The organism is Chryseobacterium sp. S0630, from assembly GCF_024158915.1.
Lineage (GTDB): Bacteria > Bacteroidota > Bacteroidia > Flavobacteriales > Weeksellaceae > Chryseobacterium.
This window is the reverse complement of the sequence record NZ_JAMZGF010000028.1, coordinates 38,111-61,103: the sequence shown is the minus strand read 5'-3', so window position 1 is coordinate 61,103 and position 22,993 is coordinate 38,111. Positions and strand designations below refer to the sequence as shown.

At 37.0% G+C, this 22,993-nt stretch carries 18 protein-coding genes; 11 read left to right on the top strand and 7 right to left on the bottom strand.

The window, feature by feature from the left end:
- Positions 1 to 107: 107 nt before the first annotated feature.
- From NK356_RS13645 to NK356_RS13615, 7 genes are all read right to left on the bottom strand, one after another.
- Positions 108 to 1,190, bottom strand: coding sequence for a M20 family metallo-hydrolase (locus tag NK356_RS13645; protein ID WP_253317233.1), 1,083 nt, complete (start codon positions 1,188 to 1,190; stop codon positions 108 to 110).
- Positions 1,165 to 1,959 (bottom strand): acetylglutamate kinase, encoded by a 795-nt coding sequence (gene argB / locus NK356_RS13640; RefSeq protein WP_034696339.1) that lies wholly within the window; start codon positions 1,957 to 1,959, stop codon positions 1,165 to 1,167. The genes NK356_RS13645 and argB overlap by 26 nt, the downstream gene beginning before the upstream one ends.
- Positions 1,960 to 2,026: 67 nt before the next feature.
- Complete coding sequence (locus NK356_RS13635) at positions 2,027 to 2,983, bottom strand: N-acetylornithine carbamoyltransferase (protein WP_034696248.1); 957 nt, start codon at positions 2,981 to 2,983, stop codon at positions 2,027 to 2,029.
- A gap of 201 nt (positions 2,984 to 3,184) precedes the next feature.
- Positions 3,185 to 4,324, bottom strand: coding sequence for an aspartate aminotransferase family protein (locus NK356_RS13630; protein ID WP_253317232.1), 1,140 nt, complete (start codon positions 4,322 to 4,324; stop codon positions 3,185 to 3,187).
- Positions 4,325 to 4,415: 91 nt separating this feature from the next.
- Complete coding sequence (gene argC / locus NK356_RS13625) at positions 4,416 to 5,381, bottom strand: N-acetyl-gamma-glutamyl-phosphate reductase (RefSeq protein ID WP_253317231.1); 966 nt, start codon at positions 5,379 to 5,381, stop codon at positions 4,416 to 4,418.
- A 52-nt stretch (positions 5,382 to 5,433) separates the two neighbouring features.
- Positions 5,434 to 6,630, bottom strand: a complete 1,197-nt coding sequence (locus NK356_RS13620) for an argininosuccinate synthase (RefSeq protein ID WP_034696251.1) — start codon at positions 6,628 to 6,630, stop codon at positions 5,434 to 5,436.
- Entirely contained in the window at positions 6,602 to 7,291 is a 690-nt protein-coding gene (locus NK356_RS13615) for a GNAT family N-acetyltransferase (protein WP_034696255.1), read from the bottom strand. The genes NK356_RS13620 and NK356_RS13615 overlap by 29 nt, the downstream gene beginning before the upstream one ends.
- Before the next feature lie 160 nt (positions 7,292 to 7,451).
- Here NK356_RS13615 and NK356_RS13610 point away from each other — a divergent pair, with 160 nt between their 5' ends.
- The 11 genes from NK356_RS13610 (at position 7,452) to NK356_RS13560 (ending at position 22,991) form a co-directional block, all read left to right on the top strand.
- Entirely contained in the window at positions 7,452 to 7,868 is a 417-nt protein-coding gene (locus tag NK356_RS13610; RefSeq protein ID WP_034696257.1) for a helix-turn-helix domain-containing protein, read from the top strand.
- Positions 7,869 to 8,195: 327 nt separating this feature from the next.
- Complete coding sequence (locus NK356_RS13605; protein ID WP_253317230.1) at positions 8,196 to 9,575, top strand: porin; 1,380 nt, start codon at positions 8,196 to 8,198, stop codon at positions 9,573 to 9,575.
- Positions 9,576 to 9,763: 188 nt separating this feature from the next.
- Positions 9,764 to 11,344 (top strand): MFS transporter, encoded by a 1,581-nt coding sequence (locus NK356_RS13600; protein WP_051934342.1) that lies wholly within the window; start codon positions 9,764 to 9,766, stop codon positions 11,342 to 11,344.
- Between the two features lie 43 nt (positions 11,345 to 11,387).
- Positions 11,388 to 11,615, top strand: coding sequence for a DUF6814 family protein (locus tag NK356_RS13595; protein WP_034696261.1), 228 nt, complete (start codon positions 11,388 to 11,390; stop codon positions 11,613 to 11,615).
- 62 nt (positions 11,616 to 11,677) lie between these two features.
- Positions 11,678 to 11,872, top strand: coding sequence for a hypothetical protein (locus tag NK356_RS13590; RefSeq protein ID WP_213278718.1), 195 nt, complete (start codon positions 11,678 to 11,680; stop codon positions 11,870 to 11,872).
- Complete coding sequence (locus tag NK356_RS13585) at positions 11,865 to 14,567, top strand: ATP-binding protein (RefSeq protein ID WP_253317235.1); 2,703 nt, start codon at positions 11,865 to 11,867, stop codon at positions 14,565 to 14,567. Before NK356_RS13590 ends, NK356_RS13585 begins: the two co-directional genes overlap by 8 nt.
- 9 nt (positions 14,568 to 14,576) lie before the next feature.
- The gene (locus NK356_RS13580; protein WP_253317229.1) at positions 14,577 to 14,936 is read left to right on the top strand and encodes a response regulator transcription factor; all 360 of its coding nucleotides are present in this window, start codon (positions 14,577 to 14,579) and stop codon (positions 14,934 to 14,936) included.
- 89 nt (positions 14,937 to 15,025) lie between these two features.
- A complete protein-coding gene (locus tag NK356_RS13575; protein ID WP_253317234.1) occupies positions 15,026 to 16,912 on the top strand; it encodes an AMP-binding protein in 1,887 nt (628 codons plus the stop codon).
- A 366-nt stretch (positions 16,913 to 17,278) separates the two neighbouring features.
- On the top strand, positions 17,279 to 19,207 hold the full coding sequence (gene acs / locus NK356_RS13570) for an acetate--CoA ligase (RefSeq protein WP_367399306.1): 1,929 nt from the start codon (positions 17,279 to 17,281) through the stop codon (positions 19,205 to 19,207).
- Between the two features lie 1,098 nt (positions 19,208 to 20,305).
- On the top strand, positions 20,306 to 20,671 hold the full coding sequence (locus NK356_RS13565) for a hypothetical protein (protein WP_079241209.1): 366 nt from the start codon (positions 20,306 to 20,308) through the stop codon (positions 20,669 to 20,671).
- Positions 20,672 to 20,780: 109 nt separating this feature from the next.
- Positions 20,781 to 22,991 carry a bifunctional (p)ppGpp synthetase/guanosine-3',5'-bis(diphosphate) 3'-pyrophosphohydrolase gene (locus tag NK356_RS13560; protein ID WP_034696272.1) on the top strand — a complete coding sequence of 737 codons (2,211 nt, stop codon included), beginning with the start codon at positions 20,781 to 20,783 and terminating at the stop codon, positions 22,989 to 22,991.
- The last annotated feature ends 2 nt before the right edge of the window (positions 22,992 to 22,993 follow it).

The following is a 22,993-nucleotide window of genomic DNA, read 5'->3' as shown; positions in this document are numbered from 1 at the left end:
TGCCGGGCGGAGTCAAAACATATATTGGGCTGAAAGCCTGAGGCTGGAAGCCGGAAGCTAATAACATACTGCAATAACTTCCCTTTTCCTACACTCATCTTCCATTTTTATAACACTTTTTCTAAAATTCTGATGTAAATTTCTATTCCTTCTTCTATTTCATGGATATAGATAAATTCATCTGCAGTATGAGAGCGCCTACTGTCTCCAGGTCCCATTTTTACCGATGTACATGGAATGATCGCCTGATCTGAAGAGGTTGGTGAACCGTAGGTGGTTCTTCCGATTTCAATTCCTGCTTTTACAAACGGATGATCCATTTCGATTTTGGAGGAATTCAGTCTGAAAGATCTGGCCGTTAACGTAGATTTCATCTGAGACTGAATGATATCAAACGTTTCCTGATTGGAATATTCATCTGTTACCCTTACATCCAGTGTAAAATTGCACGACTCAGGAACAACATTATGCTGTACCCCTGCATGAATTCCGGATAAAGTAACCTTAACTTCTCCCAGATATTCTGAAACCTTTGGAAATTTAAAGTCTAAAATATTCTGCAGATCCTGCATACATTTTACAATCGAGTTATCATCATTAGGATGAGCGGCATGAGAAGGAGTACCTTTCATTTCTCCATCAATTACAAGAAGTCCTTTTTCTGCAATCGCCAGATTCATCTGCGTGGGTTCTCCTACAATAGCGAGTTCTACGTTGGGTAGCTGCGGAAACAAAGCTTCTATTCCATCAAACCCTGAAATCTCCTCCTCTGCCGTCAAAGCAATAACTAAATTATATTTTAAATCTTCTTTATCATAAAAATGCAAAAAAACCTGTGCCATAGAAACCAAAGAAGCTCCTGCGTCATTACTTCCCAATCCGAACAGTTTCCCCTCTTTTTCTACAGGAATGAACGGATCCAGCGTATACGCTTTGTTGGGTTTTACCGTATCATGATGGGTATTCAGTAAAACAGAAGGTTTAAAAACATCAAAATGCTTATTTACCGCCCAGATATTGTTTTTAAAACGTTTGGTAGGAATCTGGTGTTTTTTGAAAAAATTCTCAATTTCTACCGACGTATTGAACTCATCTTTACTGAATGAAGGAATCTCAATCAAATTTTTAAGCAATCCGACCGCATTATTCAATAGCTCTTCTTTATTATAAACAGATTTCAGTTCCTGCATGATGATTTTCTATATGGTTTTTCAATTCTGTTTCTTTGATCAGAAACACTTTGTCTACATTATTTTTTATGGCTCCCAGAGCATTTTCAAGTTTGGGTAAAATCCCTTTGTGAAGTTTCCCTTCTTCTTTTAATACAGTAAAATCTTCCTCAGTTACACTTTTGATCACCGATTCAGGATTGTTTACATCTTCTAAAACTCCTTCTTTATCAAAACAATACAACAATTCAACTTCATATTTCTCTGAAAGGGCTTGCGCCATCACAGAAGCAATGGTATCCGCATTGGTATTGAAAAGATTTCCTTTTCTATCGTGGGTAATCGCTGAAAACACAGGAACAAGGTCCAGCTTGATGAGTTTTGAAACCAGCTTTCTGTTCACACTTTTCTTATTGATATCTCCTACAAATCCAAAGTCGATTTCAGGATGTTCTCTTTTTTTAGCTTTGATCAGATTTCCATCTGCTCCTGAGAATCCTATGGCATTGCATTTTTTCTGCTGCAGCTTTTCAACAATATTTTTATTGATTCCTCCCGCATATACCATCGTTACAATATCCAATGTCTCTTTATCCGTAATCCTCCTTCCGTTGATCATTTTCTGTTCGATGCCCAGTTTATCCGCCAGTGTTGTTGCCAGCTTTCCACCGCCATGAACAAGGATCTTTTTTTCCTGAATTTCAGAAAATTGTTCTAAGAATTGGTTTAATAATTCCTCATCATCAATTAAAGCTCCTCCAATTTTTATGATGTATAACTTTTCTTTCATTGTCAACTTTTTGAGATCCTTACCTCTTTCTATCCTTGCTAAGATTTAAACCTTGACAAGGATTATTTCAGGCTTTTAATTCATCTAAAATTTCACTAAACACTGCCTGTGCAGAGAAAATTCGGTTTTTCGCCTGCTGATAGATGATAGAATGATCTCCATCCATAACCTCATCACTCAGCTCTACATTACGACGAACCGGAAGACAGTGCATTACTTTCGCAGCGTTGGTATTGGCTAATTTTTCATTCGTAAGCATCCAGTCGCCTTTTACTTCAGGCATTGCAGCATAGTCATCAAAAGAAGACCAGTTTTTCACATAGATAAAATCTGCATCTTTCAAGGCTTCATCCTGATCATGGATCACTTTCACATCTTTTGTGAAGTTTTTATCCAAATCATACCCTTCCGGATTGGCAATTACCAATTCCACATCCATTTCCTGCATCCATTCTGCGAAAGAATTTCCAACGGCATGAGCAATAGGTTTGATATGCGGTGCCCAGGTCAATACCACTTTTGGTTTATGGTCTTTTTTCCAGTTTTCTGTAATGGTAATACAGTCTGCTAAGCTTTGCAGTGGGTGGCGTGTAGCAGATTCCAATGAAATCACAGGAACTTTTGCGTGTTTTTCAAACTGGCTTAAGATGCTTTCATTCACATCATCTTCTTTACTCTTCATTCCTGCAAAACAACGTACTGCAATGATATCGCAATATTGATTTAAAACCTCGATTGCATCTTTGATATGCTCTACAGTATCACCATTCATTACCGCTCCATCTGCAAATTCAAGATTCCAGGCTTCCTGTGCGGCATTTAAGGTCAATACATTCAACCCTAGGTTTTGAGCTGCGATCTGACTGCTCAGACGGGTTCTCAAACTTGAGTTTAAAAATACAAGTCCGATTGTTTTCCCCTTTCCTTTTTGCGTTTCAGTAAGAGGGTCTGCTTTTATCTGTAAAGCTTTTTTTATGATTTCCTGTAAGTTTTCTACATCACTTACAGAGGTAAATTTTTTCATTTTGAATTGATTTTAAAGATTGTGTTTACACATTTTTGAGAGTTTTAACGCAAGGGTGTTTCACTCAACAATTGACATTTGTTTTGTCATTCTGACGAAGGAAGAATCTTGCGTTGTTATATTGTAAGAGATTCTTCATTTCACTTCGTTACATTCAGAATGACAAACGCAGTACCTTTTTGCTATTTTGCCTTTTACATCTTAAATACTTCCCAACACTGCTTTCAAAGCATTGATGAAAAGATCTGTTTCCTCTTTTTTGATATTCAGCGCCGGAAGAATCCTCAACACTGTTTTATCATTCGAGTTTCCTGTGAAAATATGATGACCGAAAAGGAGTTCTTTCCTTACTTCCGAACAGTCTCTGTCCAGTTCTATTCCGATCATCAATCCTTTCCTTCGGATGGAATTAATATGTGGTAAATCTTTAATTTCATTTTCAATATACTCACCCATCTGTTGAGCATTTTCAAGAAGATTTTCATCTTTCATAACTTCCAGAACAGCAATTGAAGCAGCACAAGCCAGATGATTCCCTCCAAATGTAGTTCCCAGCAAACCGTTGCTTGCCTGGAATTTAGGATGAATCAAAACTCCGCCAACAGGAAATCCGTTCCCCATTCCTTTAGCTGTCGTAATAATATCTGCTTCTACACCAAATTCCTGATGCGCAAAGAAATATCCGCTTCTTCCGTATCCGGACTGAACTTCATCTAAAATAAGAACGGCATCATATTTTTCACACAATTCTTTGATTTTAGATAAAAATTCCGGAGTTGGAATCATAATTCCTCCTACTCCCTGAATTCCTTCGATGATTACGGATGAAATTTCATTCCCAAATTGTTCAAAGGTTTCTTCTAGCTGTTTTACATCATTCCATTCTGATTTGATAAATCTTTCGGAGAAGTTAACCGGAGCCACAATTTTTGGATTATCAGTCACAGAAACCGCTGCAGAAGTTCTTCCATGGAATGAACCTGAGAAATAAAGTACTTTACTTTTTCCGTTATGAAAAGAAGCCAATTTCAATGCATTTTCATTCGCTTCCGCTCCAGAGTTACATAAGAAAAGGTTATAATCTTCATACCCTGAAAGCTTTCCTAATTTCTCTGCCAGTTCAGTCTGTAATTCATTCTGAACAGAGTTAGAATAGAAAGATATTTTTTCCAGCTGATCTTTCAGTTTGTTCTGATAATGCGGGTGATTATGACCAATAGAAATCACAGCATGACCTCCGTAAAAATCAAGATACTGCTCTCCTTTATCATCCCAAAGAAATGATCCCTGAGCTTTTACCGGATTTATGTTAAATAATGGATATACGTTGAATAAATTCATGTCTTTTTATAAGTGATAATTGATAAATAATGAATGATGCTGGATGCGGGATTCGGGTTTCGAGTTCCCATACATCAATCTACTTTCTATATTAGAATGCTATCGGTTTCAGGTTCAATCCTGCATTTTCCTCCCAGTTCATCGCCAGATTCATATTCTGAACAGCCTGTCCCGAAGCACCTTTTAACAAATTGTCAATCGCTGAGTGAATAACGACAACATTTCCACTCTTTTCGATTTGAATCACACAGCGATTGGTATTGACAACCTGCTTTAAATCAACTGCCCTGCTACTTACCGTAACAAAAGGCTCCTCCGCATAAAAATCCTGATACAATTGTTCTATTTCCTCCAACGTCAAATCCGTCTTCATGGTGGAACTTGTAAAAATCCCTCTTGCAAAATCTCCTCTCCATGGAACAAAATTCAGGGTTACTTCTTTATTATTGAATGAAATCAGCTGCTGCAAAATCTCATCAACATGCTGATGAGTTAATGTTTTGTACGCTGAAACATTATCATTTCTCCAGGTAAAATGAGTGGTAGCCTGCAGAGATTGTCCGGCTCCCGTAGAACCTGTAATCCCTGTAGTAAAAACTTCATTTAACACTCCTTTTTCTGCCAATGGCAACAATGCCAATTGAATGGCCGTAGCAAAACATCCCGGGTTCGCGATGCTTTTAGCACCCACCAGTTGGTTTTTATTGACTTCAGGCAATCCGTAGATAAAATCTCTGTTTCCGAAATTTCCTTCCAAACGGAAATCGTTTCCAAGATCAATCACCAATGTTTCATCTTTAACAGGATTCTGAGTTAACCAGTTTTGACTTTCTTTATGCGGAAGACACAGAAAAAGAATATCTACGTCTTCAGGTTTGTCCGTCAAAACCATTTCACAAACCGTCGTTAAATCCGGGTACAGATCCGAAATTCTTGTTCCCGAATTCGAACGACTATATAAAAAACTCAATGTCACATGGGGATGAAAAGCCAGTAAGCGTATCAGCTCACTTCCTGTATAACCGTTGGCACCAATTATTCCTACTGTTTTCTTCATTTTAATTCTGACAGCATTTTGTGCTGCCTTTCATTATATCGTCCCTTCGGAACTAGTTGATATTTTGGTTAATCTGATGGTATATATTTAAAGAATTGCTTACAATCTTAGTATATCCTTTTACATCTTCTCCCGTCCACGCTCTGTTAGCTTCTCCGTAGCTTCCGAATTTATCAGACATCAGATCATGAGCAGATTCAATTCCATTCAAAATAAATCTGTATGGGTGAAGCGTTACAAATACTTTTCCACTCACTGTTTTTTGAGAATCTACTAAGAAAGACTCAATATTTCTCATCACAGGATCTAAGAAAAGTGCCTCATGAAGCCAGTTTCCATACCAATCGGATAACTGAGACTTCATCATTTGCTGATATTTTGAAAGAGTGTGCTTTTCCAATAAATGATGCGCTTTGATAATCACCGATGCCGCTGCTGCTTCAAATCCTACTCGTCCTTTAATTCCAACAATGGTATCTCCTACGTGAATATCACGACCAATTCCATATGCTGAAGCCAATTCTTCTATTTTTTGAATGGCATATACTGAATGTTCAAAGCTTTCTCCATTGACTCCTACCACTTCTCCGTTTTTAAACTCGATCTCCAGTTCTGAAGGCTGAGTTTCTTTAATTTGAGACGGAAAAGCTTCCTCCGGAAGATAATTCCTTGATGTCAATGTTTCTTTTCCTCCTACTGAAGTTCCCCAAAGTCCTTTATTGACAGAATATTGCGCTTTCTGGAATTCCATTTCATAACCATGTTCTTTCAAAAACTCAATTTCCTCTTCACGGGACAAAGCCATATCACGGATGGGTGTAATGATTTCAATATTCGGGCACATCACCTGGAAAATCAGATCAAAACGAACCTGATCATTTCCAGCTCCCGTACTTCCGTGAGCAATAGCATCTGCCTGTACTTCAATAGCATATTTTGCAATTTCCTGCGCCTGAATAGTACGTTCAGCACTTACAGAAAGAGGATAGGTATTGTTTTTCAGTACATTCCCGAAAATCAGATATTTCACACATGAATTATAATAATCTTCCTGAGCGTCAACGCACCTGTATTCTTTTACCCCAAGGTTTAAAGCTTTTCTCTCCAATTCTTTTTCCTCTTCTTTTGAAAAACCTCCGGTATTTACAGTAACTGCATACACCTCATATCCTAGTGTTTCACTAAGATATTTAGCACAGTAGGAAGTATCTAAACCTCCGCTAAACGCTAAGATGACTTTCTTTTTCATCTGGACTCTTTTTATTTTTATTAATTGTCAAATGGAACTCATCAATCGAATTCTGAGCAGAATACTCAAAATCAGCCTGACTCATTTCAAAATATTTACTTTCAGGCAGATTATCTACTACCTCATCTTTTTTTTTATCATTTTCAGGAACAAATAACATGGCTGTACACAGACAGTTTTTGCGTTCCTTCATCATTAAAATCTCATAGTTCACGCAGTTTTTGCAACCATTCCAGAATTCCTCATCCTGAGTCAGTTCAGAATAAATGACCGGCTTATAGCCTAAATCACTATTGATTTTCATTACTGCCAAACCTGTTGTCAAACCAAATACTTTCGCATCCGGATATTTATCTCTAGATAATTGGAAAACTTTCTGCTTAATCTGAGTAGCTACTCCTCCGTTCCTGAATTTCGGTGACACAATCAGCCCCGAATTGGCCACAAACTTCCCATGTGACCAGGTCTCTATATAACAGAAACCTACCCACTCGCCGTTTTCAGTGGCTACCACAGCATTGCCTTCTGAAATCTTCTTACTCAAATATTCTATAGAACGTTTTGCGATACCCGTCCCTCTACGCTGTGCAGAATCGTACATTTCCTGCTGTATTTCACTCACATACATTAGATGTTCGCATGAGGAAATTTCTATTTCCATTTATTTATCTAATTTTTTTGGCAAATTTAAAATATATTTTCTTTTAAATCCAAATAAAAAAGATATTTTTTTTGTTTTAAAATTTTAAGCAGGTAAAATTATCTTTACAGAAAAATATACATTTGCTAATTTATTATATATTTGCTAAAATAATATAGTTATGGAAAACACCTGTCCTAAATGCAAGAGTATCAAAGTAGTAAAAAGCGGTATCATTAATGAGAAACAACGCTTCCACTGCAAAGACTGCAACTATTATTTTACCGTCAAAAAACTGGGAAAACAAATTGATGATTACTATGTCACCAAAGCTCTTCAGCTTTATTTAGAAGGCTTAAGTTACCGTGAAATCGAAAGAATCATCGGAGTTTCCCATGTTACAATAAGCTCATGGATAAAAAAATACAACATCACAAGACCTCCTCATTCAGAATTCCATCCTGTCTATAAAATCCTGAAACAGAGCGAACTCATTGAATACATTGCACAGGAGGAAAACATTAAAAATTCCGGAATTATCATCACCCAGTTTGCAGATAAATACATGCTGATTAAATGGGAAAGATTTAAAAAGTAGTGCATGGTTCGGGGTGCGAGTTACGGGGTACAGGATCCGAGTTATATAATGCGACTATGAAAACATTGCGGGTTACGAGGTTTAAAAATCAAGGGAAAAACATCCTCACAAAATATTGTATATCAAATTATTAAAAATTATAATTTTAAAATATCGAATCCCGAATTACAAAAACCCGAATCCCGAAACCCGAATCCTTCACCCCGAAACTCAAAGCTTCACAAATCATAACTATACTATTACCAATAATATATATTAAATTTTCATAAACAAATTATTAATTACAATTTGGCATTCACAAAAAACAACGCCAAAAATTGATAATTTATGAAGAAATTACTTACATTCATTGGATTAGCCTTAATCAGCAGTTCTGCCTACTCACAAGGCTCTCCTGATTATGGCAATGGCTTAAAAATTAACCTCAACCAAAACGGTGATAAATTCGTCAGATTTATTTTATGGGACCAGTTTTGGCTAAGAAACACTTCCATGAACCCCGGAACTATGGTAGGAGGCGAACCTACCGACAATTCATGGAGCCTGGGAAACAGACGATTACGTGCTTTAACGTATGCTCAAATTTCTAAAAGATACATGATTCTCCTTCATTTCGGAATCAACAATCAGACATTCATTAACGGTGGCGCTTCAGGAACTTCAGGCACAGGCGGTTATGGAAACGGAAAGAAAACCCAGTTATTTTTTCATGATGCCTGGAACGAATACGCAGTTATTTTACCTGGAGAAGCAGGAAAATTCAGTTTAACTTTAGGGGCGGGACTTCATTACTATATGGGACTTTCCCGTATGACTATGGCTTCTACGCTTAATTTCCTCACATTAGATTCTCCTGTTTTTTCATGGCCACTGATTGACAATTCCGACCAGTTTGCAAGACAACTGGGAATGTTTGCTAAAGGAAAATACGGAAAACTGGAGTATCGTTTCAGCTTAAACAAACCTTTCTCCACAGATCTTATTCCTGTGAATGTAACAGATCCTTCAAAAGCTGTAGCCGTAGATAACAACGGAAACCCAAGTTTCTCAAAGGCAGGATATGTTGAATATCAATTCCTTGATGAAGAATCCAATACACTGCCTTTCAAAGTAGGGTCTTACCTGGGAACGAAAAAAGTATTCAATGTAGGAGCCGGTTTTTATCATCAGGCTGATGGAACAAGAACTTCCGTCAATTCAAATATTGAAAAGCATGACATCACTCTTTTCGCAGTAGATGCTTTCGCAGACATTCCTTTGGGAGAAGCGAAAAACAAGATGGCCGTTTCAGCATATGCAGGATATTATAATTACAATTTCGGCCCCAACTATGTAAGAAATCTGGGAACGATGAATATTGGGGCATCAGATCCTAATTTCATCGGCAATAAAGCCATTGCAGGACCAGGAAATCTACAACCGACCATCGGAACAGGTAATATTATCTACGCACAGGCTGGTTTACTATTACCAAGTCAGGCAGAAAAGCCAAAAATCAGAATACAACCTTTTGCCGCTTATACGCACAAAAGTTTTGAGGCTTTCGATAAATCTTCATCACAGTTTGATGTGGGAGCCAACTGGTTCATAGACGGACATCATGCAAAAATAACCACACAATATTCAACAAGACCTGTTTATACAAGTCCTACAGAAAGCCCTTCTTCTAAAGGAGAATTCATTGTACAGTTTCAAATCTACCTATAAAATCTGAACCATTAAGATAGAGTAAAGAAATTAAGATATGTTAAGCTCCACCAAAGATGGATAAAGTATACCGCTGAATAAAATGCTTTAGCTATAATCTTAATTAGTCTTAACCCCTTAAAAACCCTTAATGGTTTAAAACAATTTCAAATTAAATCCTATTCCACTAACATCAAAAACTAATCGATATGAGTGAAAATCATCACGAAACCTACGAAAATATGACCGACAGGCAGAAAAACCGCACCATCTGGAGCGTGATCACCGCCTCATCCCTTGGAACATTAATAGAATGGTATGACTTCTACATTTTTGGAAGTTTGGCCGTTGTTTTAGCTACCAAATTTTTCCCTGCTGACAATCCTACAGCTGCCTTTTTATCTACTTTGGCAACTTTTGCTGCCGGATTTGTGGTAAGGCCTTTCGGAGCATTATTTTTCGGGAGACTGGGAGATATTATCGGAAGAAAATACACTTTCCTTGTTACTTTACTGATTATGGGATTTTCTACATTCCTGATCGGATGTATTCCAAGTTATGAAACCATTGGCTTTATGGCTCCCGTTCTAGTTTTAATCTTGAGGTTACTTCAAGGACTTGCTTTAGGAGGTGAATATGGAGGTGCAGCCACGTATGTTGCAGAATATGCCCAACCTCATCGCCGTGGATACTGGACTTCATGGATTCAGACGACTGCAACAGCCGGACTTTTCATTTCATTAATTGTCATTCTCATCACTAAGACAACGCTGTCTGCAGAAGAATTCGATACCTGGGGATGGAGAGTTCCATTCTGGATTTCTATTCTAATGGTTGCTGTATCTTACATCATCAGAAAGAATATGAAGGAATCTCCTCTTTTTGCGAAAGCCAAAAGCGAAGGTAAAACCTCTAAAAATCCTTTAAAAGAAAGTTTTGGAAATAAATATAACTTCAAGTTTGTCCTATTGGCTTTATTCGGAGCAGCGATGGGACAAGGGGTAATCTGGTATACAGGGCAGTTCTATGCGATGAGTTTCCTTCAAAAAGTAATGAATGTAGAATCTGCACAAGTGGATTCATTGATGGCAACGGCTTTATTTTTAGGAACACCTTTTTTTGTATTCTTCGGATGGCTATCTGATAAAATCGGAAGAAAAGCGGTGATGATGACCGGAATGTTAGTTGCTATTTTAGCCTACAGACCCATTTATGACAGCATGTTCAAGAGTGTCAACCTCGAAAATAAAACGGTTGCAGCCAACGGGATTACCGAAAAAAGAACGGCAAAAATCCACAATGATATTGCAACAGACAGTTTAGTTACTTTTCACAAAGAAACTCTTTATACCGATGGAACCTTAATCAAAAAAGACAGTATTGTTCACTGGTCGCCTGCAGGAGTTGTCATGAAAGACGGAAAAGCTGAGGAAGCCAAAGTTTCTCAAAGTTTAAAATTAAGTGATGACACCAAATGGTATCTTATCTTCCTTGTATTCATTCAAGTGATATTTGTGACTATGGTATATGGACCAATCGCTGCTTTCCTTGTCGAAATGTTCCCTGTGAGAATCCGTTACACTTCAATGTCATTGCCTTACCATATTGGGAACGGAGTCTTCGGTGGACTTCTTCCGGCGGTAGCAACTTATCTGGTAACCACAGGAAAAGAAGCAGGACATGCGACATGGTATCTGGAAGGGCTTTGGTATCCGATTGGAGTCGCTACAGTGTGTTTGATCATCGGATTATTTTATCTTAAAAATAAGAACAATAATCTTCACGATTAGGTACTGAATCACTCAAATTTTTATTAATTTTAAAACAACTAAAATGAACGGACTAAAAAAAATATTAGGCATTCTCTGGATTGCAATAGCAGTAATTGTAGGCTATTTCGGAATTACGGTATTGGGAATACCAAAAATCGCATCCGGAAAACAGGAAGATCTGGTTTTTGGCATCATCATTCTTTTTGTGCTGATGCCGATTATCTCAGGCGGAATGGCCATTTTCGGTTATTATGCCTTAAAAGGAGAATATTCTGACGATAAAATTTAAAAACAATAGAGATAATTGATGAATGCAGTGATTCATCAATTATCTTTTATTAAAAATCATTTATGAAAAAAAGACACGAGCAAAAACTTATCATACTGAGTGTAGGGCTTATGATTGCTTTCAGTATTCCTATTTCATTGCTTTTCAACAGTGAGAGGGAAGTCTTGGGCTATCCTATGATCCTGATCTATCTGTTCGTGATCTGGATGATCTCCATTGTGATTTCTTTTGTAATTGTAAAAAGGCATGATGAGTAGTTTCGCTTTATTTTTTGTTGTTCTGTTTTACCTGGCTCTTCTTTTCTTAGTTGCTCATCTGGCAGAGAAGAAAAGGAGTAAAGTATGGATCAACAATCCATATATCTACGCTTTGTCTCTTGCAGTATATTGTACTGCATGGACCTATTATGGAAGTATTGGCGTGGCAGCTACAAGCGGATTAAACTATCTTCCGATTTATATTGGCCCTATTATGATTATTCCGGCGTGGATCTACATCAATACCTGGATTGTAAGAATTTCAAGAGTCAATAAAATAAGCAGCCTTGCCGATTTCATTTCATTGAGATACGGTAACAGCAGAAGCCTGAGTGCAATTATCACAGTAGTCTGCCTTCTGGCCATAGTTCCTTATATCGGACTGCAGATCAAAGCTATTTCTGAAACCTTTCATTTGGTGACAGAAACACCTATGTCTAAAGATATTCTAACGGACAATGCAACTTTTGTAGTGGTTTTAATTGCACTATTTTCCTCTTATTACGGAACACGATACGTGGATGCTTCGGAAAAAAGGCTGGGAATTATCTCCGCCATTGCTCTGGAAAGTTTTTTGAAACTATTTTTTATCATTATTCTTGGACTTTTCGTTATTTATTATGCTTTTGATGGATTCTCTGATATTTATGAGAAGGCAAGTAAGTTCGAAGATTTTAAAGAAAAAAATACATTCAACGGAATTGAAGGAGCCATGAACTGGATGGTTCTCTGTATGATTTCCGCCACAGCGATCTGCATTCTTCCGAGACAGTTCCACACTGCAATTGTAGAAAACAGACAGGAAAAGCATATCAGAACAGCCATTTGGTTTTTCCCGCTTTATCTTTTAATTTTTACCATATTCATTTTCCCGATTGCATGGGGAGGAAGATTAATTTTCGATGGACAGAAAGTAAATCCTGAGTTCTATTCTATTCTCATTCCACAGCATTTTGATAATACTTTAATCACAGTGCTTGTTTTTCTTGGTGGATTAAGCTCATGTATTTCCATGATTATTATTTCTGCCATTACTTTATCCATCATGCTTTCCAACAACCTTATCATTCCATACGGATTGCTGGGAAAATTAAAATCTGAAAGCGAAGAAAAAAATACGAGAAGCATCACCAACATCAGAAAGTTCAGCATTTTTGCCCTGATTATTATGGCTTTTGCCTTCTATAAATATTTCATTCTAAAAACATCACTGGATTCCGTAGGATTAATTTCATTTGTTGTCATCGCACAATTGGCTCCTGCATTTTTCGGGGCCTTATTCTGGAGAAGAGGAAGTTATAAAGGTGCTGTTACAGGTCTTTTAGCCGGATTAGTGATCTGTTATTTTGGATTAATTATTCCTCAGTATTATTTTTCCTACAATCAGGAATTCAAAGGAATAATCAGGGAAATGTATGATGCTTTCGGCTTTTTTACCATTCCTTATTTAGGGAGAATTCCGCAGATCTTTTTCTGGTCAATGCTGGTCAATACAAGTCTGTTTACTATTGTTTCCGTGAGTTCAAAAGGAAATTACCGTGAGAGAAACTTTGCTGAATTGTATGTAGATATTGACAAATATATTCAGAATCATGAAAATGCTTTCATCTGGCGTGGAACAGCTTATATTTCAGACATTCAGAATATTCTGGAACGTTTTTTAGGCAAAAATAAAACAGAGCAAGCCTTAAGAATTTTTAATTTAAAATATAATATTGATTCAAAAACTGAAACTGCGGATTCAAGATTTATCAAATTTTCAGAAAACCTTTTAGCCGGAAGAATCGGTACAGCTTCCGCAAAAATACTGATCGAAGGAGTAACCAAAGAAGATAAAATATCTTTAAAAGAAGTTTTAAATATCCTTGAAGAATCAAAAGAAAATATCAGCTTAAATAAAAAACTTACTGAACAGTCTGAAGAATTACAAAAACTCTCAGATGACCTAAGAACAGCTAACGAAAGTCTGATCATCAAAGACCGTCAAAAAGACGACTTCCTGGACTCTGTTGCGCATGAGCTCCGAACTCCAATCACTGCCATACGCTCTGCCGGAGAAATTTTAGCCGATGATGATGATATTCCTTTTGACATCAAACAGGAGTTTTTAAACAATATCATTACAGAATCTGACAGATTAAGCGAAATCATCAACGATATTCTTTATCTGGACAAATTACAGCATGGCGAAATCTCTTTACACATTCAGGAAAATAACATTATTGAAACGTATAAAAAAGCATTAAACCCTCTCCTTCATCTGATACAGCAGAAAAATATTCATTTGAGTGAAGTTAATCTCCTGAATCATTTTATATTTGAATATGATGAAGCGAGAATGATTCAGCTGTTTCAGAATATCTGGGGAAATGCCTTAAAATTCACAGAAGAACAGGGAACAATCCAGACTAAATTATTTGAAAAAGACCAAGAGTTGGTAATTACCATTTTCAATACCGGAAAACATATTCCGGAAGAGGATCTGGAAATGATTTTTGACAAGTTTTATCAGTCCAAAAACCAGAATATTTTAAAGCCTACAGGAAGCGGACTGGGACTGGCCATTTCCAAAAAAATAGTACAGGCACACGGAGGAAATATAAAAGCAGAAAACAGCGGATTGGGTGTAACTTTCACCATCAGCCTTCCTGAAAAAACTAAAAAAGAGATTACAAATGAAGTTGAACACCATTAAAACCTTCCTATGAGAAAGATAATTATTGCGGATGACGAACACAAAATATTAATGTCGTTAGAATACAGCTTTAAGAAAAACGGATACGATGTCTATATCGCCCGTGACGGAACAGAAGTTCTTGAATTCCTGAAAACAATGATTCCGGATGTTATTCTTCTCGATATTATGATGCCTAACCTTGATGGTTACAGCACACTCGATCTCATTAAACAAGATGAAAGAATGAAAGACACCAAGGTGATCTTTCTGAGTGCTAAAAACAATCCAAGAGATATTGAAAAAGGATTGGAAATGGGAGCAGATGCTTACGTTACCAAACCCTACTCGATTAAGAAACTGATGCAGCAGATTGAGGAGATGTTTTGACACATCAAATAAACCATTAAGATATTGCTTCGCCTTTGGCTCGCAATGACATGCAGATACGCAACACAACTATTGACCTTGATATTGATATGAATACAGATACCTTATTTAAACAAAGCATAGAAAACAAAGAAGACTTCTGGAAAAAACAAGCAGAAGAAATCAAATGGTTTGAATTTCCACAACAGATTCTTTCAAATGGGGAAAACGATTACCCACAATGGTTTTCTGACGGAAAACTCAATATGTGTTATTTGTGTATTGACAAACACATTGAAGACGGTTTCGGGGATCAGTTAGCAATTGTTTACGATTCTCCTGTAACCCATCAGAAGAAAACCTATACTTTCCATCAGGCAAAAGAAGAAATCTCAAAACTGGCAGGAGGATTGGTTTCTCTGGGATTAAAAAAGGGAGACACTGCTGTTATTTATATGCCTATGATTCCGCAGACGCTTTTTGCTATGCTGGCTTGCGCAAGAATCGGGGTTATTCATAATGTGGTTTTTGGAGGCTTTGCTCCACATGAGCTTGTTGTGAGAATTGATGACTGCAAACCTAAAGTTTTAATTACCGCTACAGCCGGTGTGGAAATTGCCAAAAGAATCCCTTATCTGCCGTTGGTAGAAAAAGCAATTGAACTGGCACAGGATAAAGTAGACAATATCATTGTATACAACAGAAAATTAGTAGATAATCAAGATGAAATGTTCGAAGGATTGATTGATTATGAAGAACTGGTAGAAAAATCTACTCCAGCAGACTGTATTTCTGTAGAATCTACTCATCCGCTTTATTTGCTTTACACCTCGGGAACTACCGGAAAGCCTAAAGGTATTGTTCGTGATACCGGAGGTTATGCTACGGCATTACAGTTCTCAATGAATTATGTTTATGGTGTAGAACCAGGAGAAACCTATTGGGCAGCTTCAGACTTTGGATGGGCCGTAGGGCACAGTTTTTCCGTGTACGGACCATTAATCAACAGAAATACAACGATAATTTTTGAAGGAAAACCCATCATGACTCCAGATGCAGGTACTTTCTGGAGAATTATTTCGGAATATAAAATTTCGGTGATGTTTACGGCTCCTACCGCCATCAGAGCGATTAAAAAAGAAGATCCCAACGGAGAACTGGTAAAAAAATATGACCTCTCGCATTTCAAAAAACAGTTTCTGGCTGGTGAAAGATGTGATGTAGCCACTTTGGACTGGTTTGCAAAACATATTGGTGTTCCCGCAATAGATCACTGGTGGCAGACAGAATCCGGCTGGCCTATGCTTGGATTGCTGACTCACGATGAAAGTTATCAGATCAAAAGAGCATCAGCTGGGAAACCTGTTCCAGGATATGACATTAAAATCTTTGATGAAAACGGATTGGAACTCGATCCTCACCATGAAGGTTATCTGGTAATCAAACTTCCTCTTCCACCCGGTGCCATGCTTGGAATATGGAAAGATTACGGCCGTTTTGAAAGCAGCTATCTGTCTCAGTACAAAGGATATTATTTTTCTGGAGATGGTGCCATTCAGGATGAGGATGGCTATATTTTCATTACAGGAAGAGTGGATGATGTGATCAATGTAGCGGGGCACAGGCTTTCCACTTCTGAAATGGAAGAAATTGTTTCATCCCATCCCGATGTTGCAGAATGTGCGGTGGTAGGTATTGATGATGATTTAAAAGGACAGGTTCCTTTTGCCACGGTTGTTTTGAAAAACGGTTCAGCTATCTCTGAAGAAGACATTGAAAAAGATATCATTCAGATGGTCCGCAACAAAATCGGAGCAGTGGCTTTTCTGAAAAATGTAATGGTTGTCAAACGCTTGCCTAAGACAAGATCGGGAAAGATATTAAGAAAACTGATCCGAACACTGCTTGACGGAAAAGATTTTCAGATTCCGTCCACCATTGATGATGAAAAAATCATTGATGAAATTCAGGAAAAAATCAAGGAATATAGAGGCTAAACGGGAAATTAGACTTAAATTTAAATACATGTTTAATTCAATAAAAAAATTAAACCATTAAGAGAAATAAAGATGTTAAGGAAAATTAAGTTCATCCAAGATGAATAAAACAAATAGCTTACTCTATGACTTCAACAATATTAAATCATGGAGCTGTTTAAACTTATCAAAAATATTGGATATTTCTTAAACCATTAAGAAAGATTTAAGCAGTAAAGCATAGTTAAGTTAAGATAAATCATTCTGATTTTTAAGCTTAAAGCGAAGCTCACCTTAATGCAATCTTAATGGTTCAAAAATGTTAAACAAGTTCCATTTAAAATTTAATGGCTTAAAAATCAAAACATAAAAAATTATCAAAATAAAATCAATAAAAACGAAAGGGATATGAGAAATTACTTAATAGAAGATTTACCACAATATTTTGAAGACTATAAGAAGTCTATCAAAAATCCTAAAAAATTCTGGGATAAGGTAGCGGATCAAAACTTCGTGTGGTATCAAAGATGGAGCAAGGTTGTTAAGTACGACATGAATGAAGCTAAGATCACCTGGTTCAAAAATGCGAAACTCAATATTACTAAAAACTGTATCGACAGACATCTTACCATAAGAGGAGAAAAAACAGCAATCATCTGGGAACCTAACGATCCTAAAGAAGAAGCACAGCATATTTCTTACAATGAACTGTATACACGCGTTAATAAAACAGCCAATGTTTTACGCGATATGGGAATTGAAAAGGGAGACAGAGTCTGTATTTATCTTCCCATGATTCCTGAGCTGGCCGTTACGATGCTTGCCTGTGCAAAACTGGGCGCTGTACATTCTGTTATTTTTGCAGGATTTTCTGCTTCTGCAGTGGCTTCAAGAGTCAATGACTGTGAAGCCAAAATGGTCATCACATCAGACGGAAGCTACAGAGGAAATAAAGTTCTGGATCTGAAAACTATTGTAGACGATGCTCTGGAAAAAACGCCGACTGTTGAGAAAGTTCTTGTTGTAAAAAGAACCCACAACGAAATTAAAATGAAAGAAGAGAGAGATTACTGGATGGCTGATTTATATGAGAAAGCTTCTCCTGATTTCGTTACTGTCATTATGGATTCTGAAGATCCGCTTTTCATTTTGTATACTTCCGGATCTACAGGAAAACCCAAAGGAATGCTGCATACCTGTGCAGGCTACATGGTGTACACCGCTTATACCTTCAAAAACGTATTCAATTATAAAGAAAATGATATTTATTGGTGTACCGCAGATATCGGATGGATTACAGGACACTCTTATATCCTTTATGGACCATTATTAAATGGAGCGACTACCGTAATCTTTGAAGGCGTACCTACTTACCCTGAACCTGATCGTTTCTGGGAAGTGATTGAAAAACATAAAATCACTCAGTTTTACACCGCTCCTACCGCCATTCGTTCTTTAGCAAAAGAAAGTACGGAATGGGTGGATAAGCATGATTTGAGCTCTCTGAAAGTAATCGGATCTGTAGGAGAACCTATCAACGATGAAGCATGGCACTGGTTCAATGATCATGTAGGAAAGAAAAAATGTCCGATTGTGGACACATGGTGGCAAACGGAAACAGGAGGAATTATGATTTCACCATTACCTTTTGTAACACCTACCAAACCTACTTATGCCACTCTCCCATTGCCTGGTGTACAACCTGTATTAATGGATGATAAGCGAAACGAAATTACAGGAAATCAGGTGACCGGAAATCTTTGTATCCGCTTTCCATGGCCGGGAATTGCCAGAACCATCTGGGGTGACCACCAAAGATATAAAGAGACTTATTTTACCGCATTCCCTGGAAAATATTTTACAGGTGATGGCGCTTTGAGGGATGAAGTTGGATACTACAGAATTACAGGCCGTGTAGATGATGTGATTATTGTTTCAGGGCACAACCTTGGAACAGCACCTATTGAAGACAGTATCAACCAGCACCCTGCCGTTGCTGAATCTGCTATTGTAGGTTATCCACATGACATCAAAGGGAATGCATTGTACGGTTATGTGACACTTAAAGAAACCGGGGAAGGACGTGATAAGGAAAATCTGAAGAAAGAGATCAACCAACTGATTTCAGATCAAATAGGACCTATTGCAAAACTGGACAAGATACAGTTCGTTTCCGGGCTTCCAAAAACACGTTCCGGAAAAATTATGCGTAGAATCCTGAGAAAAATTGCCGAAGGTGACTTCAGTAATTTCGGAGATATCAGTACGCTTTTAAATCCTGAAATTGTAGAGGAAATCAAAAACGAAAGAATATAAATTTTATCAATTTTTTAACCAATAGAAGCTCTGGAAATGATTTTCAGGGCTTTTTATTATAGAACAAGAAAATTATCATAGATGAAGACACATCTTATCCCTAGCTACCGCACGATTGCACCGTGTGAAACCTATACTACCAATCCAATATCTATCAGGTGTGATGTTGATATATTAACTTAGAATAATAAACAGTTTTAACCACACGAAAGGATTCGTGCGGCAGCAGGGAAAATATAAGATCATTAAAAAAGAAAAGTTTTTAGGAATTCAAGCTGAGGTTTTGATCTATAGTTTTAACCACACGAAAGGATTCGTGCGGCAGCAGGGGAATTCAAAAACGAAAGAATTTAATTAATCATTATTTAACCAATAGTGGGCCCCGGAATTTATTTCAGGGCTTTTTGTTTATAAATAATTTAAACCAAATCACCTCGCCTTTCTCCTACTCATTAAATACTGTAACTTAATAAAGTAGATTTCACTATTTTTATACCGTGAACTAAACTAAATTTTAATTCAATCAAAATCTTTAAGCAATTAAATTCAATAGAAAAACGATGAAAAGGAATATCATAAGAGCAATTATATATTTATTGATGTTTTGTGGAATTATCTTAGTGATTGATATTACATATAGCCTTACAGTTTCTCATCATTTAACATCAACTAATCTAATAGTTGATCTTGTTTTTGGTTTTTTATTTTGGATATTATTTATTTTTTCTGGTAAATTAAAAAAATAATGCTTTAGAATTTTCCTTTGCTACTTTGGGCATTAAGTATGATGATAAGGCAACTTTGAAATCCTTCGCTGGCACGAGCATCTCGCTCGTTTAAAAAAACCTTGCAAGTTGTGAGTTTTTTTGTTTGTGACTTTCTATTTTAAACAGAAAACAAAGCGAAAGAGACATCCAGGTTTCAAAAAGACACATATTATCCAATTGTTAAAATTAAACACCCGTTCAATAATTATTCTTAAACATTATCATTATCTATTGAAAACTGAATATTAATTAACAAATTATATTGACTCAAATGCAATGATAATAAGAAAATTATTACTAACTTTAATGAGAACTTTAAAACCAATTAACTATGTCACATATATTAGCTGGAGTATTTGGTCATCACAGCGACTACAAAAAACTGGAAAGTGATCTGGAAAACTCAGGATTCGGAACTTCAGATTACATTGTATACCTTAATGATGGTTCCGGTAATTCCCAATATTTGGCAAGTGTTACCGTTAATGATCTTAATCAGATTGACCTTGCACGAAATGCATTTGTTCAGAATGCAGCATTGAAATCCTATCTCTTTGAAAACATGAAGATCAATGAAACCAATTACGATACCATCAAAAAGTATATTGATGCAAGAAACAGAGCAGAAATCCACAGCAGCCCTGATATTAAAATCAAAACGTCAAGTGACGGTATGAATTCTGAAGTGAAATTCTAATCGATATAAAATCTAATAGCCGGAGATCCGCAGTATATGCTGCGGATCTTTTATGTTTGAAAAAACTAAAAAATTTCGTATTTTCGTCTTATTATAGGCATGTGCACAAATGAGCTACGATTTAGAACAAGAGAATAAAGAGATCCTTGCCAGATATAAGGACCTGATTTCTAACACATACAGAACATTGGATGAGGAAAACAATAAACTCATCCGAAAGGCATTCGATATTGCGCTGGATGCCCACAAGGATCAAAGGAGAAAATCCGGAGAACCTTACATCTACCACCCTATTGCTGTTGCTAAAATTGTAGCGACAGAGATTGGTCTGGGTGCTACTTCTATTGCCTGTGCGCTTTTGCACGACGTAATTGAAGATTCCGATTATACCTACGAGGATCTGAAGAAAATCTTTGGTGAGAAGATTGCGAATATCGTGAATGGACTGACCAAAATTTCCATCATGAACCATCAGAATATTTCCGTACAGTCTGAAAACTACAGAAAACTGTTATTGACATTATCTGAGGATTTCAGGGTGATTCTGATTAAAATTGCTGACCGTCTCCATAATATGAGGACTCTGGAAAGCATGGCTCCGGACAAGCAGAAAAAAATTGCTTCCGAAACGGTTTATATCTACGCTCCAATGGCTCACCGTCTTGGGTTGTACAACATCAAATCTGAGCTTGAAGATCTTTCTTTAAAGTATAACAGCCCCGAAGTATACAACGAAATCACGGAAAAATTGGAACTGGCCAAAGAAAGCCGTGAAAGATATATCGAGGAATTTAAGAAAGAAGTATCTGAAAGACTTCATGAAGAAGGCTTAAACTTTAAAATCAAAGGCCGTGCAAAAGCGATCTCTTCTATTTACAGAAAGATGCTGAAACAGGGCGTTTCCTTTGAAGAAGTTTTTGACAATTACGCCATCAGGATTATTTATAAATCGGATGCAAAAAATGAAAAATTTCTGGCATGGAAGATCTACTCTATCGTTACGGACGTATACCACAGTAACCCTTCAAGAATGCGTGACTGGATTACACAGCCCCGTTCTACAGGATATGAAAGTTTACATTTAACCGTTTTAGGGCCGGACAGAAAGTGGATTGAAGTACAGATCCGTTCGGAAAGAATGGATGAAATTGCTGAAAAAGGGGTCGCTGCTCACTATAAATACAAAGAAGGTTACAAACAGAGTTCTGATGACAGAAACTTTGAAAAATGGGTGACCGAGATCCGCGAGGTACTGGAACAACAGCAGAACCTTTCCACTTCGGAACTCTTGGACAATATTAAGCTTAACTTATATTCGAAAGAAGTATTTGTCTTTACTCCAAAAGGAGAAATTAAAATCCTACCAACCAATGCTACCGCTCTGGATTTTGCCTTCTCTGTTCACTCCGATCTGGGAATGAAATGCTTAGGTGCCAAAATCAATGGAAAGCTGGTTCCTATCTCTTACATTCTTCAAAATGGAGATCAGGTAGACATTCTTTCTTCACAGAATCAGAAGCCAAAATCTGACTGGCTGGAATTTGTAGTAACTTCGAAAGCCAAATCCAAGATTAAAAGTTATCTGAACTCTCAGAAAAACCAATTGGTAGAAGAAGGAAAAGAAATTCTGCAGAGAAAACTTCGTCATGCGAAAATCAATTTTAATGATGAAGAAATTAATAAGCTTCAGAAGTTCTTTAATTTAAAATCATCTCAGGAGCTCTTCCTTAAATTCCAAAGTAATGAACTGGATGTAAGCAGCCTGAGAAAATATATAGAAAGTAAAAACGTATTTAATAACTTACTTTCAAGATTCAGAAAATCACCTAATAAAAGCCAGCATTTCGAGGATCCGAAAGAGGAAAACCTTGACATGATTGTTTTTGGGAAGGATGAAGAGAAGCTTAACTACACGTATGCAAAATGCTGTACCGTGATTCCGGGAGATAAAATCTTCGGATTCATCACCATTTCAGATGGAATCAAGGTGCATAGTGACAACTGCCCGAATGCCATCAATCTGAGAGCTCAGTATGATTACCGTGTTATTCCGGCCAAATGGGTGAATGCAGAAAGCTTCAAAAACAGAGTAAAAATTGAAATTGAAGGACTTGACAGAATGGGAATGATTAATGATATCACAACTGTCATCAGTGGAAGTATGGGGATGGATATGAAAAGTATGTCTATTGAATCCAACAATGGTGTTTTCACAGGAAATATCAACCTCGAAGTCAAAAATAAAGGTCAGTTAGAAGAAACCTTTAAAAAACTTAAAAATATTAATGGTGTTTCCAGAGTGAGACGAGTACAATCGTAAAC

Bases quoted from the DNA above. Each gene is read 5' to 3' on its own strand.
- NK356_RS13575 (WP_253317234.1), top strand. From the start codon at position 15,026: ATGAATACAGATACCTTATTTAAACAAAGCATAGAAAACAAAGAAGAC.
- NK356_RS13590 (WP_213278718.1), top strand. From the start codon at position 11,678: ATGAAAAAAAGACACGAGCAAAAACTTATCATACTGAGTGTAGGGCTT.
- NK356_RS13560 (WP_034696272.1), top strand. From the start codon at position 20,781: ATGAGCTACGATTTAGAACAAGAGAATAAAGAGATCCTTGCCAGATAT.
- NK356_RS13600 (WP_051934342.1), top strand. From the start codon at position 9,764: ATGAGTGAAAATCATCACGAAACCTACGAAAATATGACCGACAGGCAG.
- NK356_RS13580 (WP_253317229.1), top strand. From the start codon at position 14,577: ATGAGAAAGATAATTATTGCGGATGACGAACACAAAATATTAATGTCG.
- NK356_RS13630 (WP_253317232.1), bottom strand. From the start codon at position 4,324: ATGAATTTATTCAACGTATATCCATTATTTAACATAAATCCGGTAAAA.
- NK356_RS13585 (WP_253317235.1), top strand. From the start codon at position 11,865: ATGAGTAGTTTCGCTTTATTTTTTGTTGTTCTGTTTTACCTGGCTCTT.
- NK356_RS13615 (WP_034696255.1), bottom strand. From the start codon at position 7,291: ATGGAAATAGAAATTTCCTCATGCGAACATCTAATGTATGTGAGTGAA.
- NK356_RS13645 (WP_253317233.1), bottom strand. From the start codon at position 1,190: ATGCAGGAACTGAAATCTGTTTATAATAAAGAAGAGCTATTGAATAAT.
- argC (WP_253317231.1), bottom strand. From the start codon at position 5,381: ATGAAGAAAACAGTAGGAATAATTGGTGCCAACGGTTATACAGGAAGT.
- NK356_RS13620 (WP_034696251.1), bottom strand. From the start codon at position 6,630: ATGAAAAAGAAAGTCATCTTAGCGTTTAGCGGAGGTTTAGATACTTCC.
- NK356_RS13595 (WP_034696261.1), top strand. From the start codon at position 11,388: ATGAACGGACTAAAAAAAATATTAGGCATTCTCTGGATTGCAATAGCA.
- NK356_RS13565 (WP_079241209.1), top strand. From the start codon at position 20,306: ATGTCACATATATTAGCTGGAGTATTTGGTCATCACAGCGACTACAAA.
- NK356_RS13605 (WP_253317230.1), top strand. From the start codon at position 8,196: ATGAAGAAATTACTTACATTCATTGGATTAGCCTTAATCAGCAGTTCT.
- NK356_RS13610 (WP_034696257.1), top strand. From the start codon at position 7,452: ATGGAAAACACCTGTCCTAAATGCAAGAGTATCAAAGTAGTAAAAAGC.
- NK356_RS13635 (WP_034696248.1), bottom strand. From the start codon at position 2,983: ATGAAAAAATTTACCTCTGTAAGTGATGTAGAAAACTTACAGGAAATC.
- argB (WP_034696339.1), bottom strand. From the start codon at position 1,959: ATGAAAGAAAAGTTATACATCATAAAAATTGGAGGAGCTTTAATTGAT.